Source organism: Streptomyces atratus, assembly GCF_900119365.1.
GTDB lineage: Bacteria > Actinomycetota > Actinomycetes > Streptomycetales > Streptomycetaceae > Streptomyces > Streptomyces atratus_B.
In genome coordinates this window covers 65,080-90,041 of sequence record NZ_FPJO01000014.1, presented here as the reverse complement: position 1 = coordinate 90,041, position 24,962 = coordinate 65,080, and the positions used below count along the sequence as shown (strand labels likewise).

General features: G+C 71.1%; 23 protein-coding genes. 11 read left to right on the top strand and 12 right to left on the bottom strand.

From position 1 onward, the window contains the following. Positions 1-28 precede the first annotated feature (28 nt). The 4 genes from BT364_RS22900 to BT364_RS44290 all read right to left on the bottom strand — a co-directional run bounded on the left by BT364_RS22900 (position 29) and on the right by BT364_RS44290 (position 4,472). A complete protein-coding gene (locus BT364_RS22900) occupies positions 29-1,087 on the bottom strand; it encodes a type III polyketide synthase (RefSeq protein WP_072487107.1) in 1,059 nt (352 codons plus the stop codon). Positions 1,088-1,583: 496 nt separating this feature from the next. Next, positions 1,584-2,789: a cytochrome P450 gene (locus BT364_RS22895; RefSeq protein WP_072487106.1), complete on the bottom strand. Its 1,206-nt coding sequence runs from the start codon at positions 2,787-2,789 to the stop codon at positions 1,584-1,586. Positions 2,790-3,018: 229 nt separating this feature from the next. Beyond that, complete coding sequence (locus BT364_RS22890) at positions 3,019-4,035, bottom strand: DUF1259 domain-containing protein (protein WP_072487105.1); 1,017 nt, start codon at positions 4,033-4,035, stop codon at positions 3,019-3,021. 83 nt (positions 4,036-4,118) lie between these two features. Next, positions 4,119-4,472, bottom strand: a complete 354-nt coding sequence (locus tag BT364_RS44290) for a hypothetical protein (RefSeq protein WP_177328202.1) — start codon at positions 4,470-4,472, stop codon at positions 4,119-4,121. 419 nt (positions 4,473-4,891) lie between these two features. Here BT364_RS44290 and BT364_RS22880 point away from each other — a divergent pair, with 419 nt between their 5' ends. Together BT364_RS22880 and BT364_RS22875 are read left to right on the top strand one after the other, a co-directional pair. Continuing rightward, positions 4,892-6,088 carry a DUF2786 domain-containing protein gene (locus BT364_RS22880; protein WP_072487103.1) on the top strand — a complete coding sequence of 399 codons (1,197 nt, stop codon included), beginning with the start codon at positions 4,892-4,894 and terminating at the stop codon, positions 6,086-6,088. A 97-nt stretch (positions 6,089-6,185) separates the two neighbouring features. Continuing rightward, positions 6,186-8,357, top strand: coding sequence for an FUSC family protein (locus BT364_RS22875; RefSeq protein WP_072487102.1), 2,172 nt, complete (start codon positions 6,186-6,188; stop codon positions 8,355-8,357). An 18-nt stretch (positions 8,358-8,375) separates the two neighbouring features. Here BT364_RS22875 and BT364_RS22870 read toward each other — a convergent pair whose 3' ends face one another. After that, positions 8,376-8,858, bottom strand: a complete 483-nt coding sequence (locus BT364_RS22870; protein ID WP_072487101.1) for a hypothetical protein — start codon at positions 8,856-8,858, stop codon at positions 8,376-8,378. Positions 8,859-9,123: 265 nt separating this feature from the next. On the opposite strand from BT364_RS22870, the gene BT364_RS22865 reads away from it, so the two are divergent. Beyond that, a complete protein-coding gene (locus BT364_RS22865; protein ID WP_037690973.1) occupies positions 9,124-9,366 on the top strand; it encodes a DUF397 domain-containing protein in 243 nt (80 codons plus the stop codon). A 96-nt stretch (positions 9,367-9,462) separates the two neighbouring features. Here BT364_RS22865 and BT364_RS22860 read toward each other — a convergent pair whose 3' ends face one another. After that, entirely contained in the window at positions 9,463-9,960 is a 498-nt protein-coding gene (locus BT364_RS22860; RefSeq protein WP_072487100.1) for an ATP-binding protein, read from the bottom strand. A gap of 329 nt (positions 9,961-10,289) precedes the next feature. On the opposite strand from BT364_RS22860, the gene BT364_RS22855 reads away from it, so the two are divergent. The 4 genes from BT364_RS22855 to BT364_RS22840 all read left to right on the top strand — a co-directional run bounded on the left by BT364_RS22855 (position 10,290) and on the right by BT364_RS22840 (position 13,989). Beyond that, positions 10,290-11,171, top strand: coding sequence for a helix-turn-helix domain-containing protein (locus BT364_RS22855; protein ID WP_072487099.1), 882 nt, complete (start codon positions 10,290-10,292; stop codon positions 11,169-11,171). A 53-nt stretch (positions 11,172-11,224) separates the two neighbouring features. Next, positions 11,225-12,682, top strand: a complete 1,458-nt coding sequence (locus tag BT364_RS22850; protein ID WP_072487098.1) for an aldehyde dehydrogenase family protein — start codon at positions 11,225-11,227, stop codon at positions 12,680-12,682. Positions 12,683-12,777: 95 nt separating this feature from the next. After that, entirely contained in the window at positions 12,778-13,329 is a 552-nt protein-coding gene (locus BT364_RS22845) for a DinB family protein (RefSeq protein ID WP_072487097.1), read from the top strand. An 18-nt stretch (positions 13,330-13,347) separates the two neighbouring features. Next, positions 13,348-13,989 carry a PadR family transcriptional regulator gene (locus BT364_RS22840; RefSeq protein ID WP_072487096.1) on the top strand — a complete coding sequence of 214 codons (642 nt, stop codon included), beginning with the start codon at positions 13,348-13,350 and terminating at the stop codon, positions 13,987-13,989. Between the two features lie 17 nt (positions 13,990-14,006). Here the strand turns inward: BT364_RS22840 and BT364_RS22835 are convergent, their stop codons facing one another. The 3 genes from BT364_RS22835 to BT364_RS22825 form a co-directional block, all read right to left on the bottom strand. Continuing rightward, positions 14,007-15,431 (bottom strand): glutamate decarboxylase, encoded by a 1,425-nt coding sequence (locus BT364_RS22835; RefSeq protein ID WP_072487095.1) that lies wholly within the window; start codon positions 15,429-15,431, stop codon positions 14,007-14,009. Between the two features lie 71 nt (positions 15,432-15,502). Next, positions 15,503-16,126 carry an NAD(P)H:quinone oxidoreductase gene (wrbA, locus tag BT364_RS22830; RefSeq protein WP_072487094.1) on the bottom strand — a complete coding sequence of 208 codons (624 nt, stop codon included), beginning with the start codon at positions 16,124-16,126 and terminating at the stop codon, positions 15,503-15,505. Between the two features lie 87 nt (positions 16,127-16,213). Further along, positions 16,214-17,500, bottom strand: coding sequence for an ion channel protein (locus BT364_RS22825; RefSeq protein ID WP_072487093.1), 1,287 nt, complete (start codon positions 17,498-17,500; stop codon positions 16,214-16,216). Between the two features lie 136 nt (positions 17,501-17,636). Here BT364_RS22825 and BT364_RS22820 point away from each other — a divergent pair, with 136 nt between their 5' ends. After that, positions 17,637-18,395: a MerR family transcriptional regulator gene (locus tag BT364_RS22820; RefSeq protein ID WP_072487092.1), complete on the top strand. Its 759-nt coding sequence runs from the start codon at positions 17,637-17,639 to the stop codon at positions 18,393-18,395. Between the two features lie 42 nt (positions 18,396-18,437). On the opposite strand, the gene BT364_RS22815 is transcribed toward BT364_RS22820, so the two are convergent. Further along, on the bottom strand, positions 18,438-18,803 hold the full coding sequence (locus BT364_RS22815; protein ID WP_072487091.1) for a YbjQ family protein: 366 nt from the start codon (positions 18,801-18,803) through the stop codon (positions 18,438-18,440). 170 nt (positions 18,804-18,973) lie between these two features. On the opposite strand from BT364_RS22815, the gene BT364_RS22810 reads away from it, so the two are divergent. Then, complete coding sequence (locus tag BT364_RS22810; RefSeq protein ID WP_072487090.1) at positions 18,974-19,687, top strand: DedA family protein; 714 nt, start codon at positions 18,974-18,976, stop codon at positions 19,685-19,687. Between the two features lie 46 nt (positions 19,688-19,733). Here the strand turns inward: BT364_RS22810 and BT364_RS22805 are convergent, their stop codons facing one another. Together BT364_RS22805 and BT364_RS22800 are read right to left on the bottom strand one after the other, a co-directional pair. Continuing rightward, positions 19,734-21,443, bottom strand: a complete 1,710-nt coding sequence (locus BT364_RS22805; protein WP_072487089.1) for a threonine/serine exporter family protein — start codon at positions 21,441-21,443, stop codon at positions 19,734-19,736. A gap of 203 nt (positions 21,444-21,646) precedes the next feature. Next, positions 21,647-22,141 carry an inorganic diphosphatase gene (locus tag BT364_RS22800; protein ID WP_031090989.1) on the bottom strand — a complete coding sequence of 165 codons (495 nt, stop codon included), beginning with the start codon at positions 22,139-22,141 and terminating at the stop codon, positions 21,647-21,649. 56 nt (positions 22,142-22,197) lie between these two features. Between BT364_RS22800 and dacB the strand changes: the two genes are divergently transcribed. Both dacB and BT364_RS22790 read left to right on the top strand, forming a co-directional pair. Beyond that, on the top strand, positions 22,198-23,733 hold the full coding sequence (gene dacB, locus BT364_RS22795; protein WP_107408287.1) for a D-alanyl-D-alanine carboxypeptidase/D-alanyl-D-alanine endopeptidase: 1,536 nt from the start codon (positions 22,198-22,200) through the stop codon (positions 23,731-23,733). A gap of 49 nt (positions 23,734-23,782) precedes the next feature. Further along, positions 23,783-24,916: a zinc-dependent metalloprotease gene (locus BT364_RS22790; protein WP_072487087.1), complete on the top strand. Its 1,134-nt coding sequence runs from the start codon at positions 23,783-23,785 to the stop codon at positions 24,914-24,916. The last annotated feature ends 46 nt before the right edge of the window (positions 24,917-24,962 follow it).

The window sequence follows — 24,962 nt, the reverse complement described above, 5'->3', positions numbered from 1 at the left end:
GGCACCGGGACCGGGGGAGCGGAGGGCGTCAGGAATCGGATTCGGAGGTCCAGGTGCCCAGGGAGATCTCGGCGGTGATGCCGGGGCCGAAGCCGGCCATCAGGCCGCGGTGTCCGTCGAGGGCCGAGGCCTCGTCGAACATGCGGCCGAGGGCGTCGAGCACCACGGCGCTGGCTATGTTGCCGTACTCGGTGAGCGTGGCGCGGCTGAAGCGGAACGCCTCGGGCGGCACGTCCAGGAAGCGGCTCAGGTCGTCCAGGATGCGCGGGCCGCCCGCGTGGATGATGTAGAAGTCCATCTTCCCGGCGTTCCACTGGTTCTCCTCGGCGACCGCCTCCAGGGCCGGTGCGAGGGGTTCCATGGTTCCGGGCACCCGCTTGTCGAGCTGGAAGTGGAACCCGGTGGACCGGACCGCGTAGGAGATCCAGTCCTCGGTGTCCGGGATGACGAACGAGCCGTTGTGTTCCAGGCGTACTCCCGTGCCGCCGCTGCCGCGGAGCACGACGGCGGCTATGCCGTCGCCGAACAGCCCGTTGGACAGCAGCGATCCCACACCGAGGTCGGTGGGCTGGTAGCAGAGCGAGCAGAACTCGCACGCCACGATCAGCACATTGGCGTCGGGGTAGGCCGTGCAGAAGTCGTGCGCCCGGTTGACGGCCGCACCGCCCGCCGCGCAGCCGAGCTGGGCGATCGGCAGCTGCCGGGTCTCCGGCCGGAAGCCCATCTCGCCGATGAGCCACGCGGTCGGCGGCGGCATCATGAAGCCGGTGCAGGAGACGTAGACGATCAAGTCGATCTGCCGCGGCTCCAGTTCGGCCTGGTCGAGTGCCCGGCGTACGACCTCCGGCACGCGGGCCTTGGTGTGTTGCTCGTACGTGATGCTGCGGGCGTCGAAGCCCGGGTGCTGCAACACCTTGTCGATCGGCTGGATCAGATGTCGCTTCTGCACCCCGGTGTGTTCGATCAGACGAAGGACCAGGTCGATCTGCGGATGGTCGCCGTGCAACCGTTCAGCCAGCTCAAGGGTTTCCTCGTTGGTGATGACGTACTCGGGAACCGCGATGGCCGGCTTGCAGAGAACCGCCATGGAACTCCTCCTAGCGGACTTGGTCCACACGGCCGGGCCCAAATGGTTCCGGGGCGTTCGCCTGCCGGAGACGGCCACTGCGGCTCCGTACACGCTGCGTTGCGCGGACGTGGAGTGCTGGTGGATTCCGGCGCCGGGTCAGGTACCCCTGGAACGGGCGCGGACGGGCCGACCGTCGAAGACTGAGTTCCAGCCGTTCATGGGCGGAAAGAGGTTCCGCCACGGCTGGGGTGGCCGTCGGAATCACGCTACGGCAGGCGGATCGGGGCCGCATGTCGAGCGTACGTCGGCACACGCTTCGGCGCCGTACGCGGGGGGCGTGCGGCCCGGCCGTGCGGCGGGGCTTCGTGCCGGGAATCTCCGGGACGCCCGGCGCCCCGGAGATTCCCGGGTTGCCGCCGGCCGTGGGCCGACGCATCATCGATGACGGCCCGGCGTCGGCCACGGCCACGACGGGTGAGTCGCCCACGACGGGCGGATCACCCGCGCTCCCCGGTCACCAGGTGACGGGCAGTTCCAGGGGATAGCGCCAGATCGACGTCTTGTTCCAGCGCACTTCCTCGGCCGGTGTCGCCAGCTTCAGGGCGGGGAAGCGCCTCAGCAGTGTTCCGATGGCGACCTCGAGCTCCGTGGCCGCGAGCGGGGCGCCGAGGCAGTGGTGCCCGCCCCACCCGAAGGTCATGTGGGACGGTCCCTGACGCTCCAGGTCCAGCTCGTCGGGGCGGTCGAACTTCCGGCCGTCGCGGTTGGCCGTCAGATAGGAGACGTGCACGATGTCCCCCTCCCGGATCCGCACCCCGCTCAGCTCCACGTCCTCGGTGGCGACACGGGGGATGCCGACACCCTTGCGGAAGGGGATGAAACGCAGCAGCTCCTCGATGGCCTGCGGGAGCATCTCGGGGCGGTCGCGCACCGTGTCGAGCTCGCCCGGCCTGGTGAGCAGCGTGTAGGCGATGTTCCCGATCTCGTACGTGGTGGTGTCCTGGCCGGTGATGAGCAGGACCATGGCCATGACGGTCAGTTCCTGGTCGTCCAGGATCTCGTCCCCGTCACGCGCGGTGGCCAGTGCGCTGATCAGGTCGTCGCCCGGGTTGGCGCGCCGCTCGGCGGTCAACTCCTCGAAGTAGGCGCGGAGCTCGGCCTTGGCCCGGATCGCCGCGTCCTTGTTCTCGACCGTGGTGTCCATCATGGTCCGGGCGTGGGCGCGCAGTTGTGCGCGGTCGGCCTCCGGGATGTCGAGGACCTCGCAGATGGTGGTCAGCGGCAGCGGCGCGGCCAGATGCTCGAACAGGTCGGCCGGGGCGCCGTGCTCCTCCACGCGGTCCAGCAGCTCGTCGACCACATGTTGCGTACGCACCCGCATGCGCTCCATGTGCCGGGGGGCGAAGCCCTTGGAGATCAGGCTGCGCAGGCGGCTGCTGCCCGGCGGGTCCATGACGTTGATCGCTTCGTCCTGGACGATCGGCTCGGGGGTCATGCGCGGGAAGTTCCGGCCGATGATGGCGCTGCGGCTGAAGCGCCGGTCGGTGGTCACCGTACGCACGTCGTCGTAGCCGGTGACGAGCCATGCCTCGCCGTCGCCGTGCGGGAGACGGATGCGGGAGACGGGTTCTTCGGTCATCAAGTGCCTGAGCACCGGGTCGAATTCGAGGGCCTCGGCGTAGTCGAACGGGCAGTGCCGTGCGCCGGCGACTGGTTCCATGCGGAGCTCCAGAGGGGGATCTGACGGGTGGTTCATGGCAGGTGCGGGCTGGACGGGACATAGGTGCCCGATCGCCCGCGGGGCCACGCGCCGGTCCGGGCCGATTGGTCCATATGCAGAACGGATTCGACGGTGCCGGTCGCTGGACCGGCGCAATGCGGTCCGGCGACCGGCACCGGTCCGGTGCCTCGTACGGGCCCGGTGACGTACGGCCGGTGCGGCCGGGGTCTCAGACGTTCGGTACGACGTCGGTGGCGTCCACCGCGGGGCGCAGGGCGCGGGCGAGCTCGACGCCGTCGCCCACCGCCCAGAAGTGGGTGAAGAACAGGCGGGGGTTCTCCGACAGGTGGTGGTTGTGCAGCTCGACGAGCTTGATCCCGCCGCGCCGCAGGGCCCGCAGCACGTACGGGACCTCGTCGCTGAGCATGGCGCAGTCGCCGCTGAGCGCGGCCCGGCCGCCGCCCACCGGCTGGAAGTTGAAAGCGCTGGTCGACCCCAGGCCGGGAGGCAGGATCAGATGGCCGTCCGCGACGGTCTCGCGGCGGACGAAGAGGATCTTGTAGAGCCCGTCCTCGATGGAGCCCTTGGTGCCGAGCGCCGCCTCCATGCCCGCGGTGTCCAGGTCGACCGGGGCCGGCGGCAGCGGCGGCGCGGGCGGCGGGGTGCCGGTGCGGTCGAAGCCCGCGCGCAGCCCGCGGGCCAGGGCCACCGCGTCGTGGCCGTGTCCGTGGACATGGGTCCACCAGATGTCGGGGGTCTGGGAGAGCAGGTGCTTGTGGAGCGCGGTCTGCTCGATCCCGTGCGCCTGCCAGGCGTCGGTCACCCGCTGGAGCTCCCGCTCGGTGACCACCACGTCGCCCATGAGCATCGTGGTGCCGTCGGCGTAGCGGACGAAGGCCACATGCGTGCCCAGTGCGAGCCCCGGGGAGACGACGACGCCGTCGGAGACCACGTGGAGATCCCGCCGGGGGAAGCCCGTGTGGTACGTCGTATCGCGCAGCATGTTGCCGGGGCGGCCCAGTGCCTTCGCCACGTCCGCCCAGTCGTCGAGGCCGGTCGGCACCGGCTTGACCCGCTTTCCGTGCCCCTCTTTTCCGTGCCTCGCCCCGGTCATCCCGGTGGGCAGCGCACGGGCGGGGGCGGGGTTCGCCGCCGCCAGTACGGGCGCGAGGGCGGCGGCGGCAAGGACCCGCCGCCGTGAAGTGATCGCCCGCACGCCGCTGTTCTGCTGTCGGTCTCCGGTCATCCTCTGATCGCCTCCATCGGTCGCCCCCATGGCGTGATGAAAGCACGTGAAATCGTGATGAAAGGATGAAAGCGGATACATCGTCAGCGGGTGCCGCTGGATGGACTAAACGCGTTGTCCGGCCAGGCCCTTGGTCCGTGCCCCCTGCTTCGGCCCACCGCCGGCGAGCGGCGCCGCACCGCGACGACGAGGACCGAGACGAAGACGGTGAGCTCGCCCGCGGTACCGAGCAGGACGTTCGCGGTCAGCAGCGCCTCGGCATCCCGTTCGGTGACCGGGTCGGCCCGGCGGCGGTCGTCCCCGGTGAGAACCAGGGCGCGGCCGCCGACCACCCGGCGCACCTCGGCGACGGGCGCGTCCACACCCACGGCGTCCCCGCCGTCGTCCCGCGTCACCGGGCCGAGCCTCCGGAGCTCGCGCAGGAGTTCGATATCCACAGGGTGTGGATGAGCGAGCCTGCGGCTGACCCCCACTGTGGACGGCCCGCGCCGCACCCGTACGGTCAGGGTGTCGTCGCCCATCACCACCACCGATGACGCGGCGAAGCGCCGCGGCGCCCGGTCCGGGGCGTCGAGGGCCGAGGCGAGGGCGAGACCCGGAGGGGCCCATGACGGCGGTGAAGGTACCGCCCCGGACGGTGAGGTCGATGCCGTCGAGGGCGTCGACGCCGCCGTAGGAGCGGCGCACGGAGCGAAGCCGTACGGCGTCGGCGGCACCCGGAGGCGCGGCGGAACCGTGGGAGGAGGTCATGCCTTCGACCGAAGCGTTTCCGCGCCCCGCGATCACGACCACCAGAGCCCGTCCACGGGGTAGGGCCAGCCATCCCCCGCCGCACCGCCCTGCCTACCCTGACCTCATGGAACCGGTGACCGACCAGGCATTCGCGGCAGCCCTCTACTCGGACGGCGACGCCGGTCTCGACACCGGGGCCTCCCTCCTCGCCGCCGACCCGACGGCCGACGCGGAACTGTTCCGGCGCGGCGAGGAGTTCGTCCGCCGGGCCTGGGAGCGCGGCTGGCAGCCCGCCGACGTCGTACGCCTCGTCCGCCGCGAGCTCGACGAGAACGCGGCCGGCCTGGCCGCCGGACTGATCGGCTCGGAGACCGCACGGTACGAGCGGCTTCCGCCGCGCTGGCGGTCCCAGCTCGACGCGCTCCCGGACGCCCCGCCCCGCAACCGCCCGGACCGTTTCTCCTACGCAGGGGCCGTCCTCGGCCTGTACCGGCTGCTGCTCCGGCTCCCCGCCATCGAACCGGTCGGGCCCCCGCCCGGCGCCGCCCCGCACGGACTCCGGCTGCCGCCCGCGCACGACGAGCCCCGGATGCTGACCCGGATCCGCGCCCTGCTCGCCAAGGCGGAGGCGACCGGCTTCCCCGAGGAGGCGGAGGCCCTCACCACCAAGGCGCAGGAACTGATGGCCCGGCACTCCATCGACGAGGCCCTGCTCGCCGCCCGCACCCACAGCAAGGCGGCGCCGGGGGCGTGCCGGATCGGGGTCGACGCGCCGTACGAGACGGCGAAGGCGATCCTGCTCGACGCGGTGGCCGCCGCGAACCGCTGCCGTGCGGTGTGGAACAGCGACCTCGGCTTCTCCACGGTGGTCGGTTTCGAGGCGGACCTGGACGCCGTGGAACTGCTGTACACCTCCCTGCTGGTCCAGGGCACGGCGGCGATGACGAAGGCGGAGGCGGGCCAGCGGGCCGGCGGACGCAAGCGGACCAAGACGTTCCGGCAGTCGTTCCTGATGGCGTACGCCCAGCGGCTGGGCAGCCGGCTCGCCGCCGACACCGCTCGTGTCACCGCCGAGGCCGAGGCCGAGGGCGGGACCGGCGCCGGACCGGCCGGGTCCGGCGCCCCTCGGCTGCTCCCGGTGCTCGCCGCCCGCGACATGGCCGTCACGGACACCGCCGAGCGGATGTTCCCCGAGACCACGACCACCCGGGTCCGGGGCGCCACCGACCTGGACGGCTGGACCCATGGCACAGCCGCGGCGGACCGGGCGCGGATGGGCGGGAGCGGTCCGGAGCTCCGTGGCGGGCGCGGGAGGCGGTAGGCACCGCCCCCGCGGGCGCGGGAAGCGGTAGGTACCGCCCCTGCGAGCTGATTTCCGGCAACTCGGACCAAGCGGTAATTCCGGTTAGGCTCTGGGCATGAGCTGGCTCCGGGCGCTGAAGGAGACCGCCCGCTCGGGGCTGTCGATCGAGCGGCGACGCCTCGAACCGCTCATCGCGATCCGCGGCGCGGCCGGGCTCGCCCTCGTCATCGGGACCAGCCTCGCGTTCTTCGGGCCCGTGGTCGCCGCGAGCTCCGCGTTCGGCGCGTTCCAGGCGGCCATCGCCACGTTCCAGCGCAGCTGGCGGCCCCGGCCCGTGCTCGCCCTGGTCTCCGGGGCGAGCCTCGCCGTGTCGACGTTCCTCGGCTATCTCACCGGCTCCCGGCTGCCGCTGTTCCTCGCCCTGCTGGTGCTCTGGACGTTCGTCGCGGGCCTGGCCTGGGCGGCCGGGCCGACCGCCGGCATCATCGCGGCGTCGAACGTGGCGATCATGCTGGTCACGGTCACCCTGCCCACCTCCGTCGCGAACTCGGCCGTGCACGCCGCGATGATCCTGTTCGGCGGCCTGGTGCAGGCGGCGCTGATCGTCCTGTTCCCGGTACGGAGATGGGGCGCCCAGCGCGACGCCCTCGCCGACGCGCTGGCCGCCGAGGCCGACTACGCCCGCCGGCTGCGCCACGACCCGCTCGCCCCCTTCGACCCGGTGCCGCTGATGACGGCCCGCAGCGCGGCCGCGGTCACCCCGCGCCAGGCCCGCCGCCGACCGCCCGAGCTGCGGGGCCCGCGCGGGGTCGCCGAACGGATCAGACCGGTGCTCGCCTCGCTCGCCGACCCGTCGCTGGGCGTGCCGTCCGAAGGGCCGGAGCGGGAACGGGTCCGCGAGCTGCTCGCCGCCGCCGGATCGGTGCTCGACTCGGCCGCCCGCGCGATCCGGCACGGCGACCCGGTCGAGCTCGCCCCGTCCGCCGTGGCCGCACTGAAGACCCCGGACACCGGCACACTCCTCACCGGCCCGCCGCTGCGCGCCGCCGACCGGCTCGGCGCGCTGCTCTCCGACGTCATCGAAACGGCCGAGGGCGAGGGCACGAAGGAGCAGGACGCCTCGGACAGGTCCAGGGCCGCCGAGGCCGCCGAGGCCATCAAGGCCACCTCGGGCGGGACCCCCGCCGCCCCGCACCGCCGCCGCCCCACCCTGCTGCGGCTGGTCCCCGTTGTCCTGAAGGAGATGCGCGCCGAACTGCGCCCGGGGTCACCGATCCTGCGGCACGCCGTCCGGGTCTCCATCGTCGCGGCCGTCGGCTATCTCATCGGCACCGCGCTGCCGTTCGGTCACGGCTACTGGGCGCCCATGGCCGCCGTCATGGTGATGCGGCCGGAGTTCTCCCAGACGTACGCGCGTTCCGTGGCCCGGTTCGGCGGCACGATCGTCGGCGTCGCGCTCGCCACCGCGATCGTCCAGACCACCAGCCCCGGGGTGACCACGGCCGCGATGCTCTCCGTGCTCTGCGCCCTGCTGATGTATCTGCTGATGCGCACCGGGTACGTGGTCGGCCAGGCCTGCGTCTCGGCGTATGTCGTCTTCCTGCTCGGCATGGCGGGCGACAACTGGTCGCAGACCGTGCTCGAACGGGTCGTCCTCACCCTCGCGGGCGGCCTCCTGGCGATGATCTCGTACGCCCTCTACCCGGCCTGGGAGACGCCGAGACTCCGCGGCAGGCTCGGCGACTGGCTGAAGGCGGACGGCCGGTACGCCGCCTCGGTCGTCGACCAGTACGCCGAGCCGGCCGCGCGCGGCCACGACGACGTGCGTTCCGCGCTGCTCGACACCCGCGAGGCCCGGGTCGCCTGGCAGGAGGCGCTGGCCACCGCCCAGCACGAACCGGTGCGCAACCGCGGTCTCTCCCGCGCCGCCGCCGACGACACCCAGCACGCGCTCGCCCAGCTCGGCCGGGCCGCGATGCTGCTGGAGGCCCATCTGCCGGGCGGCGGCGCCACCCCCGTACCGGACGCGGCGCACCTGGCCGAGGCGTTGCGCCGGGCCACCGAACAGGGCGCGAAGGCGGTGCGGGAGCGGCGGGTGCCGGACTGGGCCGAGGTGCGCGAGGCGCTGGCGGAGTGGGACGCGCGGCAGCGCCCGGACGAGGGCGAGGCGGACCCCTTCGTACGGGAAGGTGCCCACCTCCTCCTCGAAGCCCTGGAGGAGTTCTCCCGGGGACTGGACGGGAAGCCGAAGCCGGACGCGAACCCACCCGGGGAACAAGCGCTCTGACGGGTCGTCCGGTGTCCGTCAGGGGGTCGGCAGGCCCTCCAGGTCCGGCAGGCCGGACGGCAGCGCGCCCGGGTCGGTCTTGGCCAGGGTGTCCTTGACCCCGCTGTCCCAGGACACCACGACGGTCTTGCCGTCGTTGGACTCGACGGACCCCGTGGTGCGGTCGTCACCGCCGTCGACGCACTTCAGCGTGAGCGTCACCTCGCCCGTGCCCTGAACGGTGCCCGTGCAGGCACGCTGTTCGGTGACGAGCACGGCCTTCCCCGACGAAACCGACAGGACGACCGCCTTGTCGTCGGTCCTTCCGGCCCAACCGCCCTCCAGCGCGGCGGCATTCGTCCCGGATCCGCTGTCGTCGCCGGGAGCCGGGGTGGTCTGCCCGGCGCCGGAGCCGCCGGCCGGTTCGTCGTTCTTCTTGCTGTCACTGCTGCAGCCGGTCAGCGCCACCGCGGTGAGGATTCCGGTGGCGATCACGGCACCGGTACGTGCGACTCCGTGCATCTGTAATTCCCCCTTGTCGACGAAAGACCGGGCCAAGTTATCAGCGCGAAACGGCGGGATGAGGAGATCGAACGGGGGTAGACGGAGCCGAAACGGCATCGGATACGTCTGTCCATGTGAGTGTCCGTACGGAGTAAAGCTGTAATCGCGAGAACACCCCGCGTGCACGTGCATCCGCGCATGCATCTGCCCATGCAGGGAAATTTGAACACAGCTATGATCCGAGACAGTTGACACTTGCACCTTGCAACTCGGGGAGCGTCCTGTGCACCACGTGTACAACGGCATGGCGGCCACAGAGCTTCGCGGAGTCGTCTGGCAGAAGAGCAGACACAGCAACTCCCAGGGTTCCTGCGTGGAGTTCGCGAAACTGCCCGACGGGGATGTGGCGATGCGGAATTCGCGCCACCCCGACGGGCCGGCGCTGGTCTATACGCCCGCCGAGATAGAGGCGTTGCTGCTCGGGGTGAAGGACGGGGAGTTCGACCACCTCATAGCGGGCGGCTGAGCACAGCCCGCGGGCCGGTGTCCGGCCCGGACCGCCGGCCGCGGGCTCTCCCGCCCGGCATGGTCCAGGCGAGAGATCTCGTCGCGGCCGGCCGGGTCACACGCCGTCGGAGAGCCGGAACAGCGCCCAGACCACCTTGCCGCGCGGCGCCGACAGGCCGCCCGGGGTCTCCGGCTCCGGCGATGGGTGCCAGCCCCAGGAGTCGCTGAAGGACTCCACGAGGAAGAGACCGCGCCCGGATTCGGCGCAGTCCGGTGCCTCGGAGGCGACCGGGCTCTCCTGGCTGGGGTCGCGCACGGCGCACACCAGGCGCGAGCTCCAGCGCATCAAGTGCAGCCGTACGGGCGGATCCTGGGGATCCGGCGCGGTGCTGTCCGAGGGCAGGGCGTGCCGCAGGGCGTTGGTGACGAGTTCGGAGACCACCAGTGCGACGTCGTCGAAGCGCTCGGAAAGGCCCCATCCGTTCAGCGTCGTCCGGGTGAACCGCCGAGCTCCGCCCACCGCTTCGTAGCGGGCGGGCAGGGTGCAGGTCGCCGATCCGGAGACGGCTGAGGGATCGATGGGGGGAAGCCCCTGCCGTAAGGGCTCGAGCATCGTCGATCCATTCGTCCCCATGCGAGGCACTCCCGGGATTCGCGGCTGTATCGGTACTGCGGGGGGTACAGCGGCACAACACGAACGAGCACGCAGGTGCGCGAGCCCCATGGTTCCCAATGCGTTGGGCAGATGCAAGGGCAGATGCACGTGCACGCGCCTGACCTGTCCGAACCCGTGCCGGTTCTTGGTCATTTCTTCCTGTGTGTATTTTTGCGGCCTTCTGGAAGGCTTCTCATTTCCGTAATCGAATGAGTACGGGCTGAAGCGTTTTGATGGCAGAATCCGGCACTTGGGGTTCAGGGGGGAGCCCCGGTGCCCAGGAAGCGATGGGGAGGACCGGACCAGTGGCGGCAGGCGAGTCGAGTGGATCGGTGGTGCGGCGCATCCTGCTGGGCTCACAGCTCAGGCGGCTGCGTGACTCGCGCGGCATCACCCGTGAGGCGGCCGGCTACTCCATCCGGGCCTCCGAATCAAAGATCAGCCGCATGGAGTTGGGACGGGTGAGCTTCAAGGCCAGGGACGTCGAGGACCTGCTCACGCTCTACGGAGTCACGGACGACGCGGAGCGGGACGCTCTGCTCGGCCTGGCCCGTGAGGCCAATGTGGCGGGCTGGTGGCACAGTTACGGAGATGTACTGCCTGGGTGGTTCCAGACGTACATCGGTCTGGAGGGAGCGGCCTCACTCATCCGGGTGTACGAAGTCCAGTTCATCCACGGCCTGTTGCAGACCGAGGCCTACGCGCACGCGGTCGTCGCCCGGGGCATGGGTGCCGCGCCCGCCGTCGAGATCGACCGCCGCGTGGCGCTGCGACTGGAGCGCCAGAAGGCCCTCGTCTCCGAACGCGCACCCCATTTCCATGCCGTGCTGGACGAGGCGGCGCTGCGCCGTCCGTACGGCGACCGTGAAGTGATGCGCGCGCAATTGCGGCATCTGATCGAAATGTCGGAACAGCCCAACGTCACTCTCCAGGTCATGCCCTTCAGTTTTGGCGGGCATGCCGGAGAGAGCGGTTCCTTTACGATGCTGCGATTCCCGGAATCCGACCTGTCGGACATCGTCTATTTGGAGCAGCTGACAAGTGCGCTCTATCTGGACAAGGCCGAAGAAGTCGCTCAGTACGAAAAGGCCATGACGCGACTGCACGAGGACAGCCCGGGGCCCGAGGAGAGCCGCGATCTGCTCCGTGGTCTGCTCCAACTCACCTGATTCGTCAGTACGATGACGGTTCGACGGAGTCTGCACCTGAGTTAAGGGATCGCATGTCCTTCTTCTACGAGCTGGCCGACCAATACATCGACGGTGAGTGGCGGACCGGAACCGGCTCGTGGGACATCATCGATTTCAACCCCTACAACGGGGAGAAACTCGCCGCGATCACCATCGCGACCGCGCAGGAGGTCGGCCTGGCCTACCGCGCCGCCGAACGCGCCCAGCGCTCCTGGGCCGCCACCGGACCTTACGAGCGCCGCGAAGTCCTGGACCGCGCGCTGCGGATCATCGGGGAACTGCACGACGACATAGTCGACGCGATCATCGACGAACTGGGCGGCACCCGGGTCAAGGCGGAGTACGAGGTCCGTGTCGCCGAGGAGTTCCTGCGCGACGCGATCCACCGGGCGCTGCGTCCGCCGGGCAGCATCCTGCCCGCCCTGGCGGACGCCAAGGAGAACCGCCTCTACCGGCTGCCGGTCGGTGTCATCGGGGTGATCAGCCCCTTCAACTTCCCCTTCCTGGTGGCGATGAAGTCCGTCGCCCCCGCCCTCGCGCTCGGCAACGCGGTCGTCGTCAAGCCCAATCAGAACGCCCCCGTCGTCGGCGGCACGCTGATCGCGAAGATCTTCGCGGACGCCGGACTGCCCGCCGGGCTGCTCAATGTCGTGATCACCGATGTCGCCGAGATCGGGGACGCGTTCATCGAGCACCCCGTGCCCAAGGTGATCTCGTTCGCGGGATCGGACCGGGTCGGCCGCCATGTCGGCGCGGTCGCGGCCGGGCACTTCAAGCGGGCGATCCTCGAACTCAGCGGCAACAGCGCCCTGGTGGTGCTGGACGACGCGGACATCGACTACGCGGTCGACGCGGCCGTCTTCAGCCGCTTCGTGTACCAGGGACAGGTCTGCATGGCCGCCAACCGCATCCTGGTGGACCGCCGCGTCGAGCGGGAGTTCACCGAGAAGTTCACCGCCAGGGTGGCCGCGCTCAGGACCGGTGACCCGCGCGACCCGGAGACCCGGATCGGCCCGGTCATCAACACCCTCCAGGCCGACGCGCTGACCGCCCTGGTCGACCAGGCGGTCGCCGAAGGGGCCACCGCGCTCGTCCGCGGCCGGACCCGCGGCAACCTCGTGGAGCCGACGGTGCTCGCCGGGCTCCCCGAGGACTCCCCGCTGCTGTCCCAGGAGATATTCGGCCCGGTGGCGCTGCTGGTGACCTTCGACGGCGAGGAGGAGGCCGTACGGATCGCCAACGACACCCCGTACGGGCTGAGCGGCGCCGTGCACACCCGCAGCACCGAACGCGGGGTGCGGTTCGCGCGGCGCGTGGTCAGCGGGATGTTCCACGTCAACGACTCCACCGTCCAGGACGATCCGCTGGTGGCCTTCGGCGGCGAGAAGTCCTCCGGGACCGGCCGGCTGAACGGTGAGGCGACCGTCGACGCCTTCACCACCCGGAAGTGGATCTCCATCCAGCACGGCCGGGCGGCTTTCCCCTTCTGACTGCCCGTCTCCCGTTGCGGACAGCAGTTGACCTCAAGGGTCCGTAGCCTGGTCGGTGTCAGGAAGAACCGGCACGGATCATCAAGGCGGACACCATGGTCACTCACGTTCCCTCGGAAGCCCCCGGCGACGAGCGCGGCATGTTCCTCTCCTTCGTCGAGGCCCAGCGCGGCGCGATCCGGCGCTCCCTGATCGGGCTGACCGAGGAGCAGGCGGCGAGCCGCCCCAGCGCCAGTGAGCTCTCCCTCTCCGGACTGGCCAAGCATGTCGCCGAGGTCGAGCTGAACTGGCTGCGGATGGCCCAGCAGCAGGTGAACGAGACCGTCCGGAACGAGAGCACCTGGGCGGACGGCTTCCGGCTCGTCGGCGACGAGACGGTGGAGCAGGTGCTGAAGTTCTGGGACGGCGTCGTGGCCGAGGAGGAGGAGTTCATCCGCTCGGTGCCCAGCCTGGACGACACCTTCCCGCTGCCGGACGCGCCCTGGTTCCCGAAGGGCGAGCGGGTCTCGATGAGGTGGCTGCTGGCCCATCTCGTCGAGGAGATCGCCCGGCACGCCGGGCACGCCGACATCATCCGGGAGTCCCTGGACGGCCGGACCGCGTTCGAGCTGGTGGCCGAGGCGGGGGGCTACTCTGATCAAAGTTGAATAGAAAGGGTGCGTGAGATGTCCGCGATCCGGCTGCTGGTCCTCTGCGCCGTACGCCAGCACGGCCGGGCGCACGGCTATCAGGTCCGCAACGACCTGGAGTACTGGGGCGCGCACGAGTGGTCCAACGCCAAGCCCGGGTCGGTCTATCACGCGCTGAAGCAGATGGCGAAGCAAGGGCTGCTGGTCGCCCACGAGACCGCCCCGAGCACGGCGGGCGGCCCGCCCCGTACCGAGTACGAGATCACCGAGCGCGGCGACGAGGAGTACTTCACGCTGCTGCGCGCGGCGCTGACCTCGTACGACCAGAAGCCTGACGTGCTGTCGGCGGCCCTCGGCGGCATCGTCGACCTGGAGCGGTCCGAGGCGGTCGCGCTGCTCAAGGAGCGGGTCGCCGGTCTCGCGGCCTGGCGGGCCACGGTCACCGAGCACTATGTGCCGGAGGCCGGGCCCGAGTCGGTCGGCCACATCGGCGAGATCATGAACCTGTGGGTCCACTCGGCGGACGCCGGGGCCGAGTGGACGCGCGGGCTGATCGCCCGTGTCGAGGGCGGGGCGTACACCTTCGCGGGGGAGGGCGAGCCCTTCGTCGGTGTGCTCGCCGAGGGGCAGCGCAATCCGTACGCGACGGGGGTGCCGGACCCCGGCGACGACGAGTGAGCGGGCGCTGATCCCGCTCAGTGGTGGAAGGCCGTCGTCGGCTGCCGGTCCTGGCTCAGCGGGTGCGGCTGGCGGCGCAGGTCGGGCAGGATCAGCCCGATGTCCTCCAGCAGCAGCTCGGCGAGGTCCGACGAGAATCCGTTGCGGCACACCACCCGGAGCACCGCCAGGTCCTGCCGGTTGGCCGGGAAGGTGTACGCGGGCACGCGCCAGCCCTGTTCGCGCAACCGCCGCGACACGTCGAAGACGTCGTACGCCGTCACGTCCGGCCCGGTCGTCAGCGCGAAGACGGGCAGCTGGTCGCCCCGGGTGAGGAGCCGGAAGTCGCCGATCGCCTCGATCCGCTCCGCGAGCCCGCGGGCCACGTCCCGGGACGCCTGCTGAACGGCCCGGTAGCCCTCCCGGCCCAGCCGCAGGAAGGTGTAGTACTGCGCGACCACCTGCGCGCCGGGCCGCGAGAAGTTCAGCGCGAAGGTCGGCATGTCGCCGCCCAGGTAGTTGACCCGGAACACCAGCTCCTCGGGCAGCTCGGCGGGCGAGCGCCACAGCACCCAGCCGACGCCCGGGTAGACCAGGCCGTACTTGTGCCCGGAGGTGTTGATGGAGGAGACCCTCGGCAGCCGGAAGTCCCACACCAGGTCCTCGTCCAGGAACGGCGCCACCATCGCCCCGGAGGCCCCGTCCACGTGGACGGGGATGTCGAGACCGGTGCGTTCCTGGAGGGCGTCCAGCGCCGCGCACAGCTCCGCGACCGGCTCGTACGAACCGTCGAAGGTGGAGCCGAGGATGCCGACGACGCCGATGGTGTTCTCGTCGCAGAGGTCGGCCGCGGCCTGCGGGTCGAGGTGGAAGCGGTCGCCCTCCATCGGGACCGTCCGCGGCTCGACCTCCCAGAAGGTGCAGAACTTGTCCCAGCAGACCTGCACATTGATGCCCATGACCAGGTTCGGCCGGGCGGTCGCCGGATAGCGGTCGGCGTTCCTGGCCGCCCAGCGGCGCTTCAGCGCCAGCCCCGCGAGCATGCAGGCCTCGCTGGATCCCGTCGTCGAACAGCCCACGACCGCCGAGGGATCGGGGGCGTTCCAGAGGTCGGCGAGCATCGACACGCAGCGCCGCTCCAGCTCGGCCGTACGTGGGTACTCGTCCTTGTCGATCATGTTCTTGTCGCGGCACTCGCCCATCAGCACCCCGGCCTGGGGCTCCATCCAGGTGGTGACGAAGGTGGCGAGGTTGAGCCGTGAGTTGCCGTCGAGCATCAACTCGTCGTGGACCAGGCCGTACGCGGTCGACGGCGGCATCGGCCCGTCGGGCAGCCGGTGCCGGGGCGGTGCCGACTCCATGCCGGCGGCCGGGTCGGCCTCCCCGTAGAACGGGTTGAAGGCGAGCCTGCGGCGCCCTTCGGACGGTTCCGTGCTCGGGGAAGAACCCTTGTGGAGAGGCATCGGCGGGCAGCCCTTCTCGGTTCTCGGCGGTGTTGTGGGACCCGTGGGGGTCCGGTCGGCGTGCGGTGCCGTCAGTTCTCGGTGGCGAGGCCGTCCTTGATGGCCCGGGTGAACTTCACGACCCGTTCGGCCTGGACCCGGGTGGCGGTCAGGGTCTGCTCACCGACCGGGATGTCGCCCTGGCCGGCCACGTGCGAGGTGCCGTACGGGTTGCCGTCGACGAACTTCGACGGGTCCGTGTAGCCGGGGGCGACCAGGATGCCGCCGAAGTGGTGGATCGTGTTGTAGAGCGCGAGCAGCGTGGACTCCTGGCCGCCGTGGGCGGTGCTGGTGGAGGTGAAGCCGCTGTAGACCTTGTCCGCGAGACGGCCCGCCTGCCAGAGGCCGCCGAGGGTGTCGAGGAACTGCTTGAGCTGGGCGGTGACGTTGCCGAACCGGGTCGGCGTACCGAGGATCACGGCGTCCGCCCAGATCATGTCGTCGGGCGAGGCCTCGGCGATGTCGGCGGTGTCCTTCGCGTTGGCCGCCCAGGCCGGGTTGGAGTCGATGGCCGCCTGTGGGGCGAGCTCACCGGCCTTGCGCAGCCGTACCTCGGCGCCGGCCTTCTCGGCGTACTGCGCCATGGCCTTGGCGATCGTGGCGACGGTTCCGGTCGACGAGTAGTAGATGACGGCGACGTTGACGGGCGTGGGCATGGCGGAGACCTCCGACGGGCCTGACGGGACGAATCCATACGGATGCGACGATACGGAAGGGGTGGGCATCCGGCGCGCCGGACGCTCTTATCTCAGCGGCGTACCGTCCTCGTGCAGTTGCATCTGCGGACGCCCGGTCACCAGCAGCCAGGCGGGCAGCGAGGCGATGCAGAGCACCGGGAGCACGGCCGCGTCGCCGACCAGCACCGCCGCGGTGAACAGGCTCAGCCAGCCCTGCCGGGTGATGGCCAGCAGGATTCCCAGCACCCCGCAGGTCACCGCGAGCGCCACCGGCACCGACGGGACCAGGGCGTGGGCGCAGAGCCCCAGCGAGACCCCCACGAAGACGGCGGGGAAGATCCGCCCGCCCCGGAAGCCGCAGCTCGCCGCGATCACCAGCGCGGCCGTCTTCACCACGGCCATGACCGCGAACTGCCCGGCCGACCAGCCTTCCGGGTCGGCGGCGAGCGTCTTCACCTCGTCGAGCCCCTTGAACAGGGTGAGATGGCCGCCCAGCGCCCCCAGCAGACCGAGCAGCAGCCCGCCCGCGGTCAGCGCCAGGACGGGGTGCTTCAGGGCCCGAAAGAGCCGGTGCGCGTACGGGAACGCGTACACCGCCAGCAGCCCGAGCACCGCCCCGGCGAGCGCGATGACGACGGAGGGGAGCAGGTCGCCCCAGTGCGGGTTGGTGTAGCCCGGCAGCGACAGGTCGAAGCTGGGATGGGCCAGCAGGGTCATGGTGAGCGCGCCCGCGGTGCCCGCCGCGAGCGGGCCGAAGAGGCGGTCCCAGAGCGCGCCCGGTCCGGCGCGCGAGGCGAGGATCTCGGAGAGGATCAGCGCGGCGGCGACCGGGGTGCCGAAGAGCGCCCCGATGGTGCCGGCCGCGGCGAGGGAGAGCCAGAGCTCCATCGGCGTGCCGGGCAGGAGGCGGCGGCCGAGCCAGAAGGCCAGCGCGATGTTGGCGGCCGTGATCGGGTTCTCCGGACCGAGGCTGATCCCGCCCGCCAGGGTGAGGACCGTGACGAGCAGCAGCCCCGGGACCGCGCCCGGCGGCAGCGGCGGATCGACCAGCCCGGTGGTCGCCGGATCGGGACCCGCGTGACCGGGCACCGCCCGGATGAGCAGCCCGACCACCAGCCCGCTCGCGGTGAGCGTCACGATCATCCAGAGCGCGGAGTAGCGGCCTACGGAGAGCGCGTCGGGGAGCGTCTCCCAGAGCACGTCCTGGAGCTTCTCCGCGAGCAGGCTGATGCCGAGCAGGACGAGGGCGGAGAGGATCCCGACGGCCAGGGCGGGCACGATGACGGGCAGCAGCCGTCGTACGGGGGTGGGTTCGGAAGCGGATCCGGGGAGGACGGAGGATTCGGTGGCCACCGGCTCACCATAACGGCCTAAAAGACATATAACCCCTCGAATGGCGCCGGAGTGGCGGCGATTCGGGCTTGCACCTCACGTCACGTCAGGACCCAGGCTCGGGAGGTACCCGATCGAAGAAGGGAGCGGGGGAGTCATGGAGTACCCCGTGGGACAGGTCGCCTCATTCGCCGGAGTCACGGTGCGCACCCTGCACCACTACGACGGCATCGGACTGCTCTCGCCCAGCGGGCGCAGCCGGTCCGGGCACCGCCGCTACGACGACGGTGATCTCGACCGGCTCCAGCAGATCCTGTTCTACCGGGAGCTCGGCTTCCCGCTCGACGAGATCGCGGTACTGCTCGACGATCCGCGGGCGGACCCGCAGGAGCATCTGCGGCGCCGGCACCGGCTGCTGTCCGACCGGATCGCCGAGCTGCGAAGGATGGCCGACGCCGTCGAGACAGCCATGGAGGCACGGAAGATGGGCATCAACCTCACACCCGAGGAGAAGTTCGAAGTCTTCGGGGGCAAGGACCCCGAGGAGCACGCAGAGGAGGCCGAACGCCGCTGGGGCGGAACCGACGCGTACGCCGAGTCGCAGCGCCGGGCCGCCCGGTACACCAAGGACGACTGGAAGCGGATGCAGGCGGAAGTCACCGAATGGGGCGCCGCCTACGACGCGCTGATGGAGGCCGGGGAGCCGGCCACCGGCGAGCGGGCGATGGAGCTGGCCGAGGCCCACCGGCTCCACATCGGCAAGTGGTTCTACGAGTGCTCCGCCGAGATGCACCGGGGGCTCGGCGAGATGTATGTGTCCGACGAGCGGTTCCGCGCGTTCTACGACTCGATGCGGCCGGGCCTGGCCGAGCATCTGCGGGCCGCGATCGACGCCAACGCCCAATGCCTGGAGTGACCGCCGCGGGGTGGGGCGCCCCCACCCCGCGGCCGCGCCCGCTCAGCTCCGGCTGATCACGACCGCGGTGCCGTACGCGCACACCTCCGTGCCCACGTCGGCCGCCTCGGTCACGTCGAAGCGCATCATCAGCACCGCGTTGGCGCCCCGGGCCTTCGCCTGCTCGACGAGCCGTTCCATCGCCTGGTTCCGGGTCTCGACGAGGGTCTTGGTCAGCCCCTTCAGCTCGCCGCCGATCATGGACTTCAGCCCGGCGCCGATCTGGCTGCCCAGATGGCGGGAGCGTACGGTCAGGCCGAACACTTCCCCGATCACCCGGGTCACCTGGTGGCCCGGTACGTCGTTCGTGGTGACGACCAGGACGTCCGACCGGTCCGTCTGTCCGCCGCCGTAATCCTCAATGCCCATCGTGTGGCACCTCCTGGGGACAGCTTTGTCCCGGTTGATCCGGAGTGCATCCCCGGCCGGCCCGGTGTGTGTGCTCGCGGGGACCATCTGGAACCCGGGAGCGTCATCCTACGTTGATAGCTTTGGGCAGCCACGCAGCCGCCATCGATCGATCCAGGAGCCCCGGACCCTTGAATACGCTTGCGCTCGGCCCGAGCTGGCTGGACCCGGACTATCTGATCAACACCTTCGGAGTTCCCGGCGTCCTCCTCATCGTCTTCGCCGAGTCCGGACTGCTGATCGGCTTCTTCCTCCCCGGCGACTCGCTCCTGTTCACCACGGGTCTGCTGGTGACCACCGGCCAGCTGGACACCCCGCTCTGGCTGGTCTGCCTCCTGGTGGCCCTGGCGGCGATCATCGGCGACCAGGTGGGCTATCTCTTCGGCCGCAAGGTCGGTCCCTCGCTCTTCAAGCGCCCGGACTCCCGCCTCTTCAAGCAGGAGAACGTGGAGAAGGCGCACGACTTCTTCGAGAAGTACGGCCCGAAGTCGCTGATCCTGGCCCGCTTCGTGCCCGTGGTGCGTACGTTCACCCCGATCATCGCCGGTGTGAGCCGGATGAACTACCGCTCGTTCATCGTGTTCAACATCATCGGCGGAGTGCTCTGGGGCGTCGGCGTCACGCTGCTCGGCTCGGCCCTCGGCAAGATCGACTTCGTCCACGAGAACATCGAGGCGATACTCATCCTGATCGTGCTCATCTCGGTGCTGCCGATCGCGATCGAGTTCCTGCGGGCCCGCTCCAAGTCGAAGAAGGAAGCGGCGTCCGGTGGTGGCGAGGGCCACGGCCCGTCCGCCGGGGGCAGCCCGTCCTCGGGCCAGCGCGGCCGACACGCCAAGCGCTGACGTATGCCCCGGCCGCCGCGGGCCTCAGAGGTCACCCGACAGGCTCTCAGAAGCCGCGCGTCCGTTTGGCCGCGCGGCGGTTGGCCCCGCCGACAGCTCCCGGCACCCGCATGAACAGCCGGGAGATCTCGCTCCCCAGGTTCACCCCGATCGCGATGGCCAGCGCCGTGGCCACCGCGGTCGACAGCGAGGCGAGCCCGGCGTTCACCCGCCCCTGCGCCACGGCCAGCAGACCGAAGTACGTGGCCGAACCGGGCAGCAGCGGGCCGATCGCCGCCGTGATGAACGGCAGCGACGAGGTGTACTGGTAGCGCGAGAGCAACTGCCCGAACAGACCCACCAGACCGGCCGCCGTCGCCGTCGCCGCCACCGGCGAGATATTGCCGGTACGGGCCATCGCCCCGTAGATCACCCAGGCCACACCGCCGTTGAGGGTCACCGCCAGCACCGTGGACCGGTCCTGCTGGAGCAGGATCGCGAAGGCGAAACAGAGCGCCATCGACGCCAGGATCTGCACCACCGGCCGGTCGTGGGCGATGAACCTGGCCTCGGGGTTCAGCTGGGCGCCCAGCTGAACCCCCAGATACAGCACCAGCAGCACACCGACGACGATGCCGATGAACAAGTACATGACTTCGAGCAGCCGCGCGGCCGCGGTGATGTAGAAACCGGTCAGCCCGTCCTGCACACCCGCCACCAGGGCCCGCCCCGGCAGCAGCGCGAACAGCCCACCGGTGATGACCGCGGACGGCCGTACGTCCGACCAGTGGGTGAGGGTCAGCGCCACCCCCAGCGCGGCCGGCGGCATCGCCGCCGCCACGAACTGGTAGAACTCCGGCAGCCCCCGCCCGGCGCACAGCCAGGCGAGCCGGTCGCCGAGCATCGCGCCGACCGCCGCCACCAGGAAGACCAGCGGACCACCGCCGAGCAGCACCGAGGCCGCCCCCGCGAGACCGCCGGCGGCCAGCGTCAGCACCCAGCCGGAGTACGGATGCCGGTTGCGCCGGATCTCCGCCAGCCGCCGGTAGGCCTCCTCCAGCGAGACCTCGACGTCCTCGGTGGTGATGTCGTCGATCAGCCGGAAGACGGCGGCCAGCCGGGTGTAGTCGGTGGCGCGGCGGCGTACGGTACGGCTCGCCGTCACCGGGTCGTCGACCAGCGACGGCTGGTGCGAGATCGACAGCAGGGTGAAGGTGACCGTGGGCTCGCAGCGGTCCAGTCCGTAGCTGCGGGTCACCGCGAACATGGCCGCCTCGACGTCCTCGGCGCCCTCGCCGCCCGCCAGCAGCAACTCCCCGATGCGCAGCGTCAGGTCGAGCACGCGCGGCACCGCGGGCCCCGTCTCGTCGGGCTTCTGCACCGTCTCGGGCGCCGGGCGCTCGGCGACCGGCATCCGCAGCATCGTGCGCATCCGGTCCTGCCAGGGGGCCTCCTTGGTCAGCCGGATCATCGGGCTGCCGTGGGCCGGAGTGAAGGCGGGCGGCGAGTGCTGGGCGCTGTAGGTGCGCGGCGGCGCGAAGGCGGAGCCGATCGTGTCCGAACCCGATCCCGGCCCCGGTGCGGAACCCGAAGCGGAACCCGCAGCCGGCCCCTGGGGCTCGGTCGCCAGACCCGCCGGAATCGCGAATTCCGATGTCGGCTGGTCGTCCTCGGAAGCGGACGTGCGCCGGTCCACCCCGGCAGGCGGGACGAAGGCACTGCGTGCCTCGTCGGACTGGGGCTTCTGGTCCTCGGGACCGCCCTGTTCCGCCACCACTCGATCTCGCTCCTCGTCGGCTGCGCCTCTGTGCCCAGTATGGCCACGGGCCGGGGCGGGGACGAGAGAGGGCCGCCCAGGGACGGCAGGAGGCCGGTGCGCGGGCCGGGCGGGGCATACGGAACGGGCGGCACCCCTCGGAAGGAGTACCGCCCGTTCCCTGCCCGGAACCGTGGAAACGGAACCGGGTCACGACCCTCGGGTCAGTGCGCGCCGCCCTGCGCCTCAAGGCGCTTGTAGGAGGCCTCGATCTCGGCCTCGGCCTCGGCGCGGCCGACCCAGTCGGCGCCCTCGACGGACTTGCCGGGCTCCAGGTCCTTGTAGACCTCGAAGAAGTGCTGGATCTCCAGGCGGTCGAACTCCGACACGTGGTGGATGTCGCGCAGGTGCTCCACCCGGGGGTCGGAGGCCGGCACGCACAGCAGCTTGTCGTCGCCGCCGGCCTCGTCCGTCATCCGGAACATGCCGATGGCGCGGCACTTGATGAGGCAGCCGGGGAAGGTCGGCTCCTCCAGGATGACCAGCGCGTCCAGCGGGTCGCCGTCCTCGCCGAGGGTGTTCTCGACGAAGCCGTAGTCCGCCGGGTAGCTGGTCGAGGTGAAGAGTCGACGGTCCAGACGGATCCGACCGGTCTCGTGGTCCACCTCGTACTTGTTCCGCGAACCCTTCGGGATCTCGATAACGACGTCGAACTCCACGGGTGGCTCCTCCATGATCAACACATACGACTGGTGATTAAGTGTCCCCCACGCAGATGTGTGCTCGCGAAAGGGGCTGGTCAACGGTGGACGAGCCGGTGAAGAGACTGTCGGTCAACCCGCTGGACAAGCTGAGCCGGCTCACCCCTCGGGCCGCCATGATCAGGTTGAAGGGACTGAACGACCGCCAGTTCACCGCCGTCTCCGCCGGCCTCGGCCTGGCGCTCGCAGCCGGCGTCGTCCTTGCCGCCGGCCCCTGGGACTCGGGTCAGCGTAAGGCCGAGACGGACCTGGCCGCCGCCCGGAACCGTACAGGTGGCGCACATCACGAGCCCGCCGCGCCGTCCGGACCGGCCCCCGCACCCAGCGCCCCGCCCGTACTCGCGGCCCTCTCCGCCGCCGTCGACAACTCCGCCCCCGACGCCCGCACCGCCCCGGACGACGCAGCCGCCGCCCTCCGCTCCGCCCTCGGCCCGCTGCTGAAGGACCCCGCCCTGGGCAAGCGGCGCACCGCCGTCGTCATCGACACCGCCGGCGGCGAGCGGCTGTACGGCCAGGGCGTCGACACCCCCATGACGCCCGCCTCCACCGTCAAGATCGCCACCACGGTCGCCGCCCTGAGCGCCCTCGGCCCCGACCACCGCATCGCCACGACGGTCCGGGCCTCCGCCGACTCCCGCAGTATCGTCCTGGCCGGCGGCGGCGACCCCACCCTCGACAAGGCCGCACTGCGCGGGCTGGCCGCCGACACCGCCCGCGCGCTGAAGGGGCGCGGCGTCGACAAGGTCCGCCTCGCGTACGACACCTCCCGCTACTCCGGGCCTGCCCGGCACCCGATCGGCCCCAACGAGAACATCGCGCCCGTCAGCGCCCTGATGACCGACGAGGGCAGGCTCGACAGCACCGACAGCGGACCCGCCCCGCGCAGCGACGACCCGGCCGGCGACACCGCCCGCACCTTCGCGAAGCTCCTCGACGACGCGGGCATCGCCACCGGGGCCGGCCCGAAGCCCGGCCGCCCGGCCGCCGGGTACGAGAAGGTCGCCGAACACCGCTCGGCCCCGCTCTCCGCCCTGGTCGAACGGTCCCTGACCAACAGCGACAACGACATCGCCGAGGCACTCGCCCGGCAGACCGCCCTCGCCGCGGGCGAACCGGCCGACTTCGACGGCGGCCGACGGGCCGTCACCGCACAGCTCAAGAAGCTCGGCCTGCCGCTGAAGGGGGCCGACCTCGCCGACGGCAGCGGACTGAACCGCAAGGACAAGGTCACCGCAGGACTGCTGGCCGGCCTCCTCGCCCGCGCGGCCGACCCGGACCACCCCGAACTGCGCCCCGTCCTCACCGGCCTGCCCGTGGCCGGTTTCAGCGGCACGCTCAGCGACCGCTACACCGGCAAGTCCGCGGGCACCGGCCTGATCCGCGCCAAGACCGGCACCCTCACCGGCGTGAACACCCTCGCGGGAACGGTCGTCGACCGTCAGGGCCGGCTGCTCGCCTTCGCCTTCCTGGCATCCGGCACCACCTCCCCGTCGGACGCCCAGTCCGCCCTCGACCGCCTCGCCACCACGCTCGCCTCCCGCCCCCATTGAGCCGGTCAACACCACACCGCGGACGGACCCGAGCACGTACGGTTGACGCATGACGAGCATCGGTGGTGCCGAGATGGTCGACTGGAATCTCGCGGTCGCGACCGCGACCCGACTTGTGCGGCCGGGGCCGGAGATCAGCCGCGAGGAGGCCCGCGAGGTCGTCGCGGAGCTGCGCCGGCATGCCAAGGCCTCGGAGGAGCACGTCCGTTCCTTCACCCGGATGATCCCGGAGGGGGCGCACCCGGAGGACACCCCGGTCCTGGTCGTGGACCGGGCCGGCTGGATCAAGGCCAATGCCGCGGGCTTCCGCGAACTGCTCCGCCCGCTGCTCGGCAAGATGCAGGACCGGCGCCCGGGCGGCCCCGGCGGCGCGGTGCTCGGCGCGGTCGGCGGCAAGGTGACCGGCGTCGAGGTGGGGATGCTGCTGTCGTTCCTGGCCTCCCGGGTCCTCGGCCAGTACGAGACGTTCGCCCCGGCCACCCGAGAGCTCCCGGCCTCGGCCGACGGCGGCGGCAGGCTGCTGCTCGTCGCCCCGAACATCGTGCACGTCGAGCGCGAACTGGAGGTCGACCCGCACGACTTCCGGCTCTGGGTCGCGCTCCACGAGGAGACCCACCGCACCCAGTTCACCGGAGTGCCCTGGCTCCGCGACCATCTGCAGGGCGAGATCCAGTCATTCCTCGACGAGACCGACGTCGACCCGATGACCCTGCTGGAGCGGCTCCGCGAGGCCGCCCAGTCCCTGGCCGGGGGCCGCCCCGAGGGCGAGGACGGCGAGGACGGAGGCCGCAGCCTGGTCGAACTCGTCCAGACGCCCTCCCAGCGCGAGATCCTCAGCCGGCTCACCGCCGTGATGTCCCTGCTCGAAGGCCACGCCGACTACGTGATGGACGGCGTCGGCCCCGAGGTCGTCTCCTCCGTCGGCGAGATCCGGGAGAAGTTCCAGCAGCGCAGGGCGCGCGGCGCCGGCCGCCTCGACCAGGCGCTGCGCAAGCTCCTCGGCCTCGACGCGAAGCTGCGTCAGTACCGCGACGGCGAGCGATTCGTCCGGGCCGTGGTCGACGAGGTCGGCATGGACGGCTTCAACCGGGTCTGGACCTCGCCGAACACCCTGCCCACCAAGGCGGAGATCGCGAAGCCCGCGGACTGGATCGCGAGGGTGCACCGTAAGGCAGAGTCCTGACCACGACCGGCCCGACGGCGGGCGACAGGATGAAAACGCGCCGGTA

Excerpts from the sequence above, each read along its gene's own strand:
- BT364_RS22790 (WP_072487087.1), top strand. The coding sequence starts at position 23,783 with ATGACGAGCATCGGTGGTGCCGAGATGGTCGACTGGAATCTCGCGGTC.
- BT364_RS22895 (WP_072487106.1), bottom strand. The coding sequence starts at position 2,789 with ATGGAACCAGTCGCCGGCGCACGGCACTGCCCGTTCGACTACGCCGAG.
- BT364_RS22840 (WP_072487096.1), top strand. The coding sequence starts at position 13,348 with ATGTCCGCGATCCGGCTGCTGGTCCTCTGCGCCGTACGCCAGCACGGC.
- BT364_RS22900 (WP_072487107.1), bottom strand. The coding sequence starts at position 1,087 with ATGGCGGTTCTCTGCAAGCCGGCCATCGCGGTTCCCGAGTACGTCATC.
- BT364_RS22870 (WP_072487101.1), bottom strand. The coding sequence starts at position 8,858 with ATGCACGGAGTCGCACGTACCGGTGCCGTGATCGCCACCGGAATCCTC.
- BT364_RS22835 (WP_072487095.1), bottom strand. The coding sequence starts at position 15,431 with ATGCCTCTCCACAAGGGTTCTTCCCCGAGCACGGAACCGTCCGAAGGG.
- BT364_RS22855 (WP_072487099.1), top strand. The coding sequence starts at position 10,290 with ATGGGGAGGACCGGACCAGTGGCGGCAGGCGAGTCGAGTGGATCGGTG.
- dacB (WP_107408287.1), top strand. The coding sequence starts at position 22,198 with ATGTGTGCTCGCGAAAGGGGCTGGTCAACGGTGGACGAGCCGGTGAAG.
- wrbA (WP_072487094.1), bottom strand. The coding sequence starts at position 16,126 with ATGCCCACGCCCGTCAACGTCGCCGTCATCTACTACTCGTCGACCGGA.
- BT364_RS22845 (WP_072487097.1), top strand. The coding sequence starts at position 12,778 with ATGGTCACTCACGTTCCCTCGGAAGCCCCCGGCGACGAGCGCGGCATG.
- BT364_RS22850 (WP_072487098.1), top strand. The coding sequence starts at position 11,225 with ATGTCCTTCTTCTACGAGCTGGCCGACCAATACATCGACGGTGAGTGG.
- BT364_RS22875 (WP_072487102.1), top strand. The coding sequence starts at position 6,186 with ATGAGCTGGCTCCGGGCGCTGAAGGAGACCGCCCGCTCGGGGCTGTCG.
- BT364_RS22890 (WP_072487105.1), bottom strand. The coding sequence starts at position 4,035 with ATGACCGGAGACCGACAGCAGAACAGCGGCGTGCGGGCGATCACTTCA.
- BT364_RS22815 (WP_072487091.1), bottom strand. The coding sequence starts at position 18,803 with ATGGGCATTGAGGATTACGGCGGCGGACAGACGGACCGGTCGGACGTC.
- BT364_RS22880 (WP_072487103.1), top strand. The coding sequence starts at position 4,892 with ATGGAACCGGTGACCGACCAGGCATTCGCGGCAGCCCTCTACTCGGAC.
- BT364_RS22820 (WP_072487092.1), top strand. The coding sequence starts at position 17,637 with ATGGAGTACCCCGTGGGACAGGTCGCCTCATTCGCCGGAGTCACGGTG.
- BT364_RS22860 (WP_072487100.1), bottom strand. The coding sequence starts at position 9,960 with ATGCTCGAGCCCTTACGGCAGGGGCTTCCCCCCATCGATCCCTCAGCC.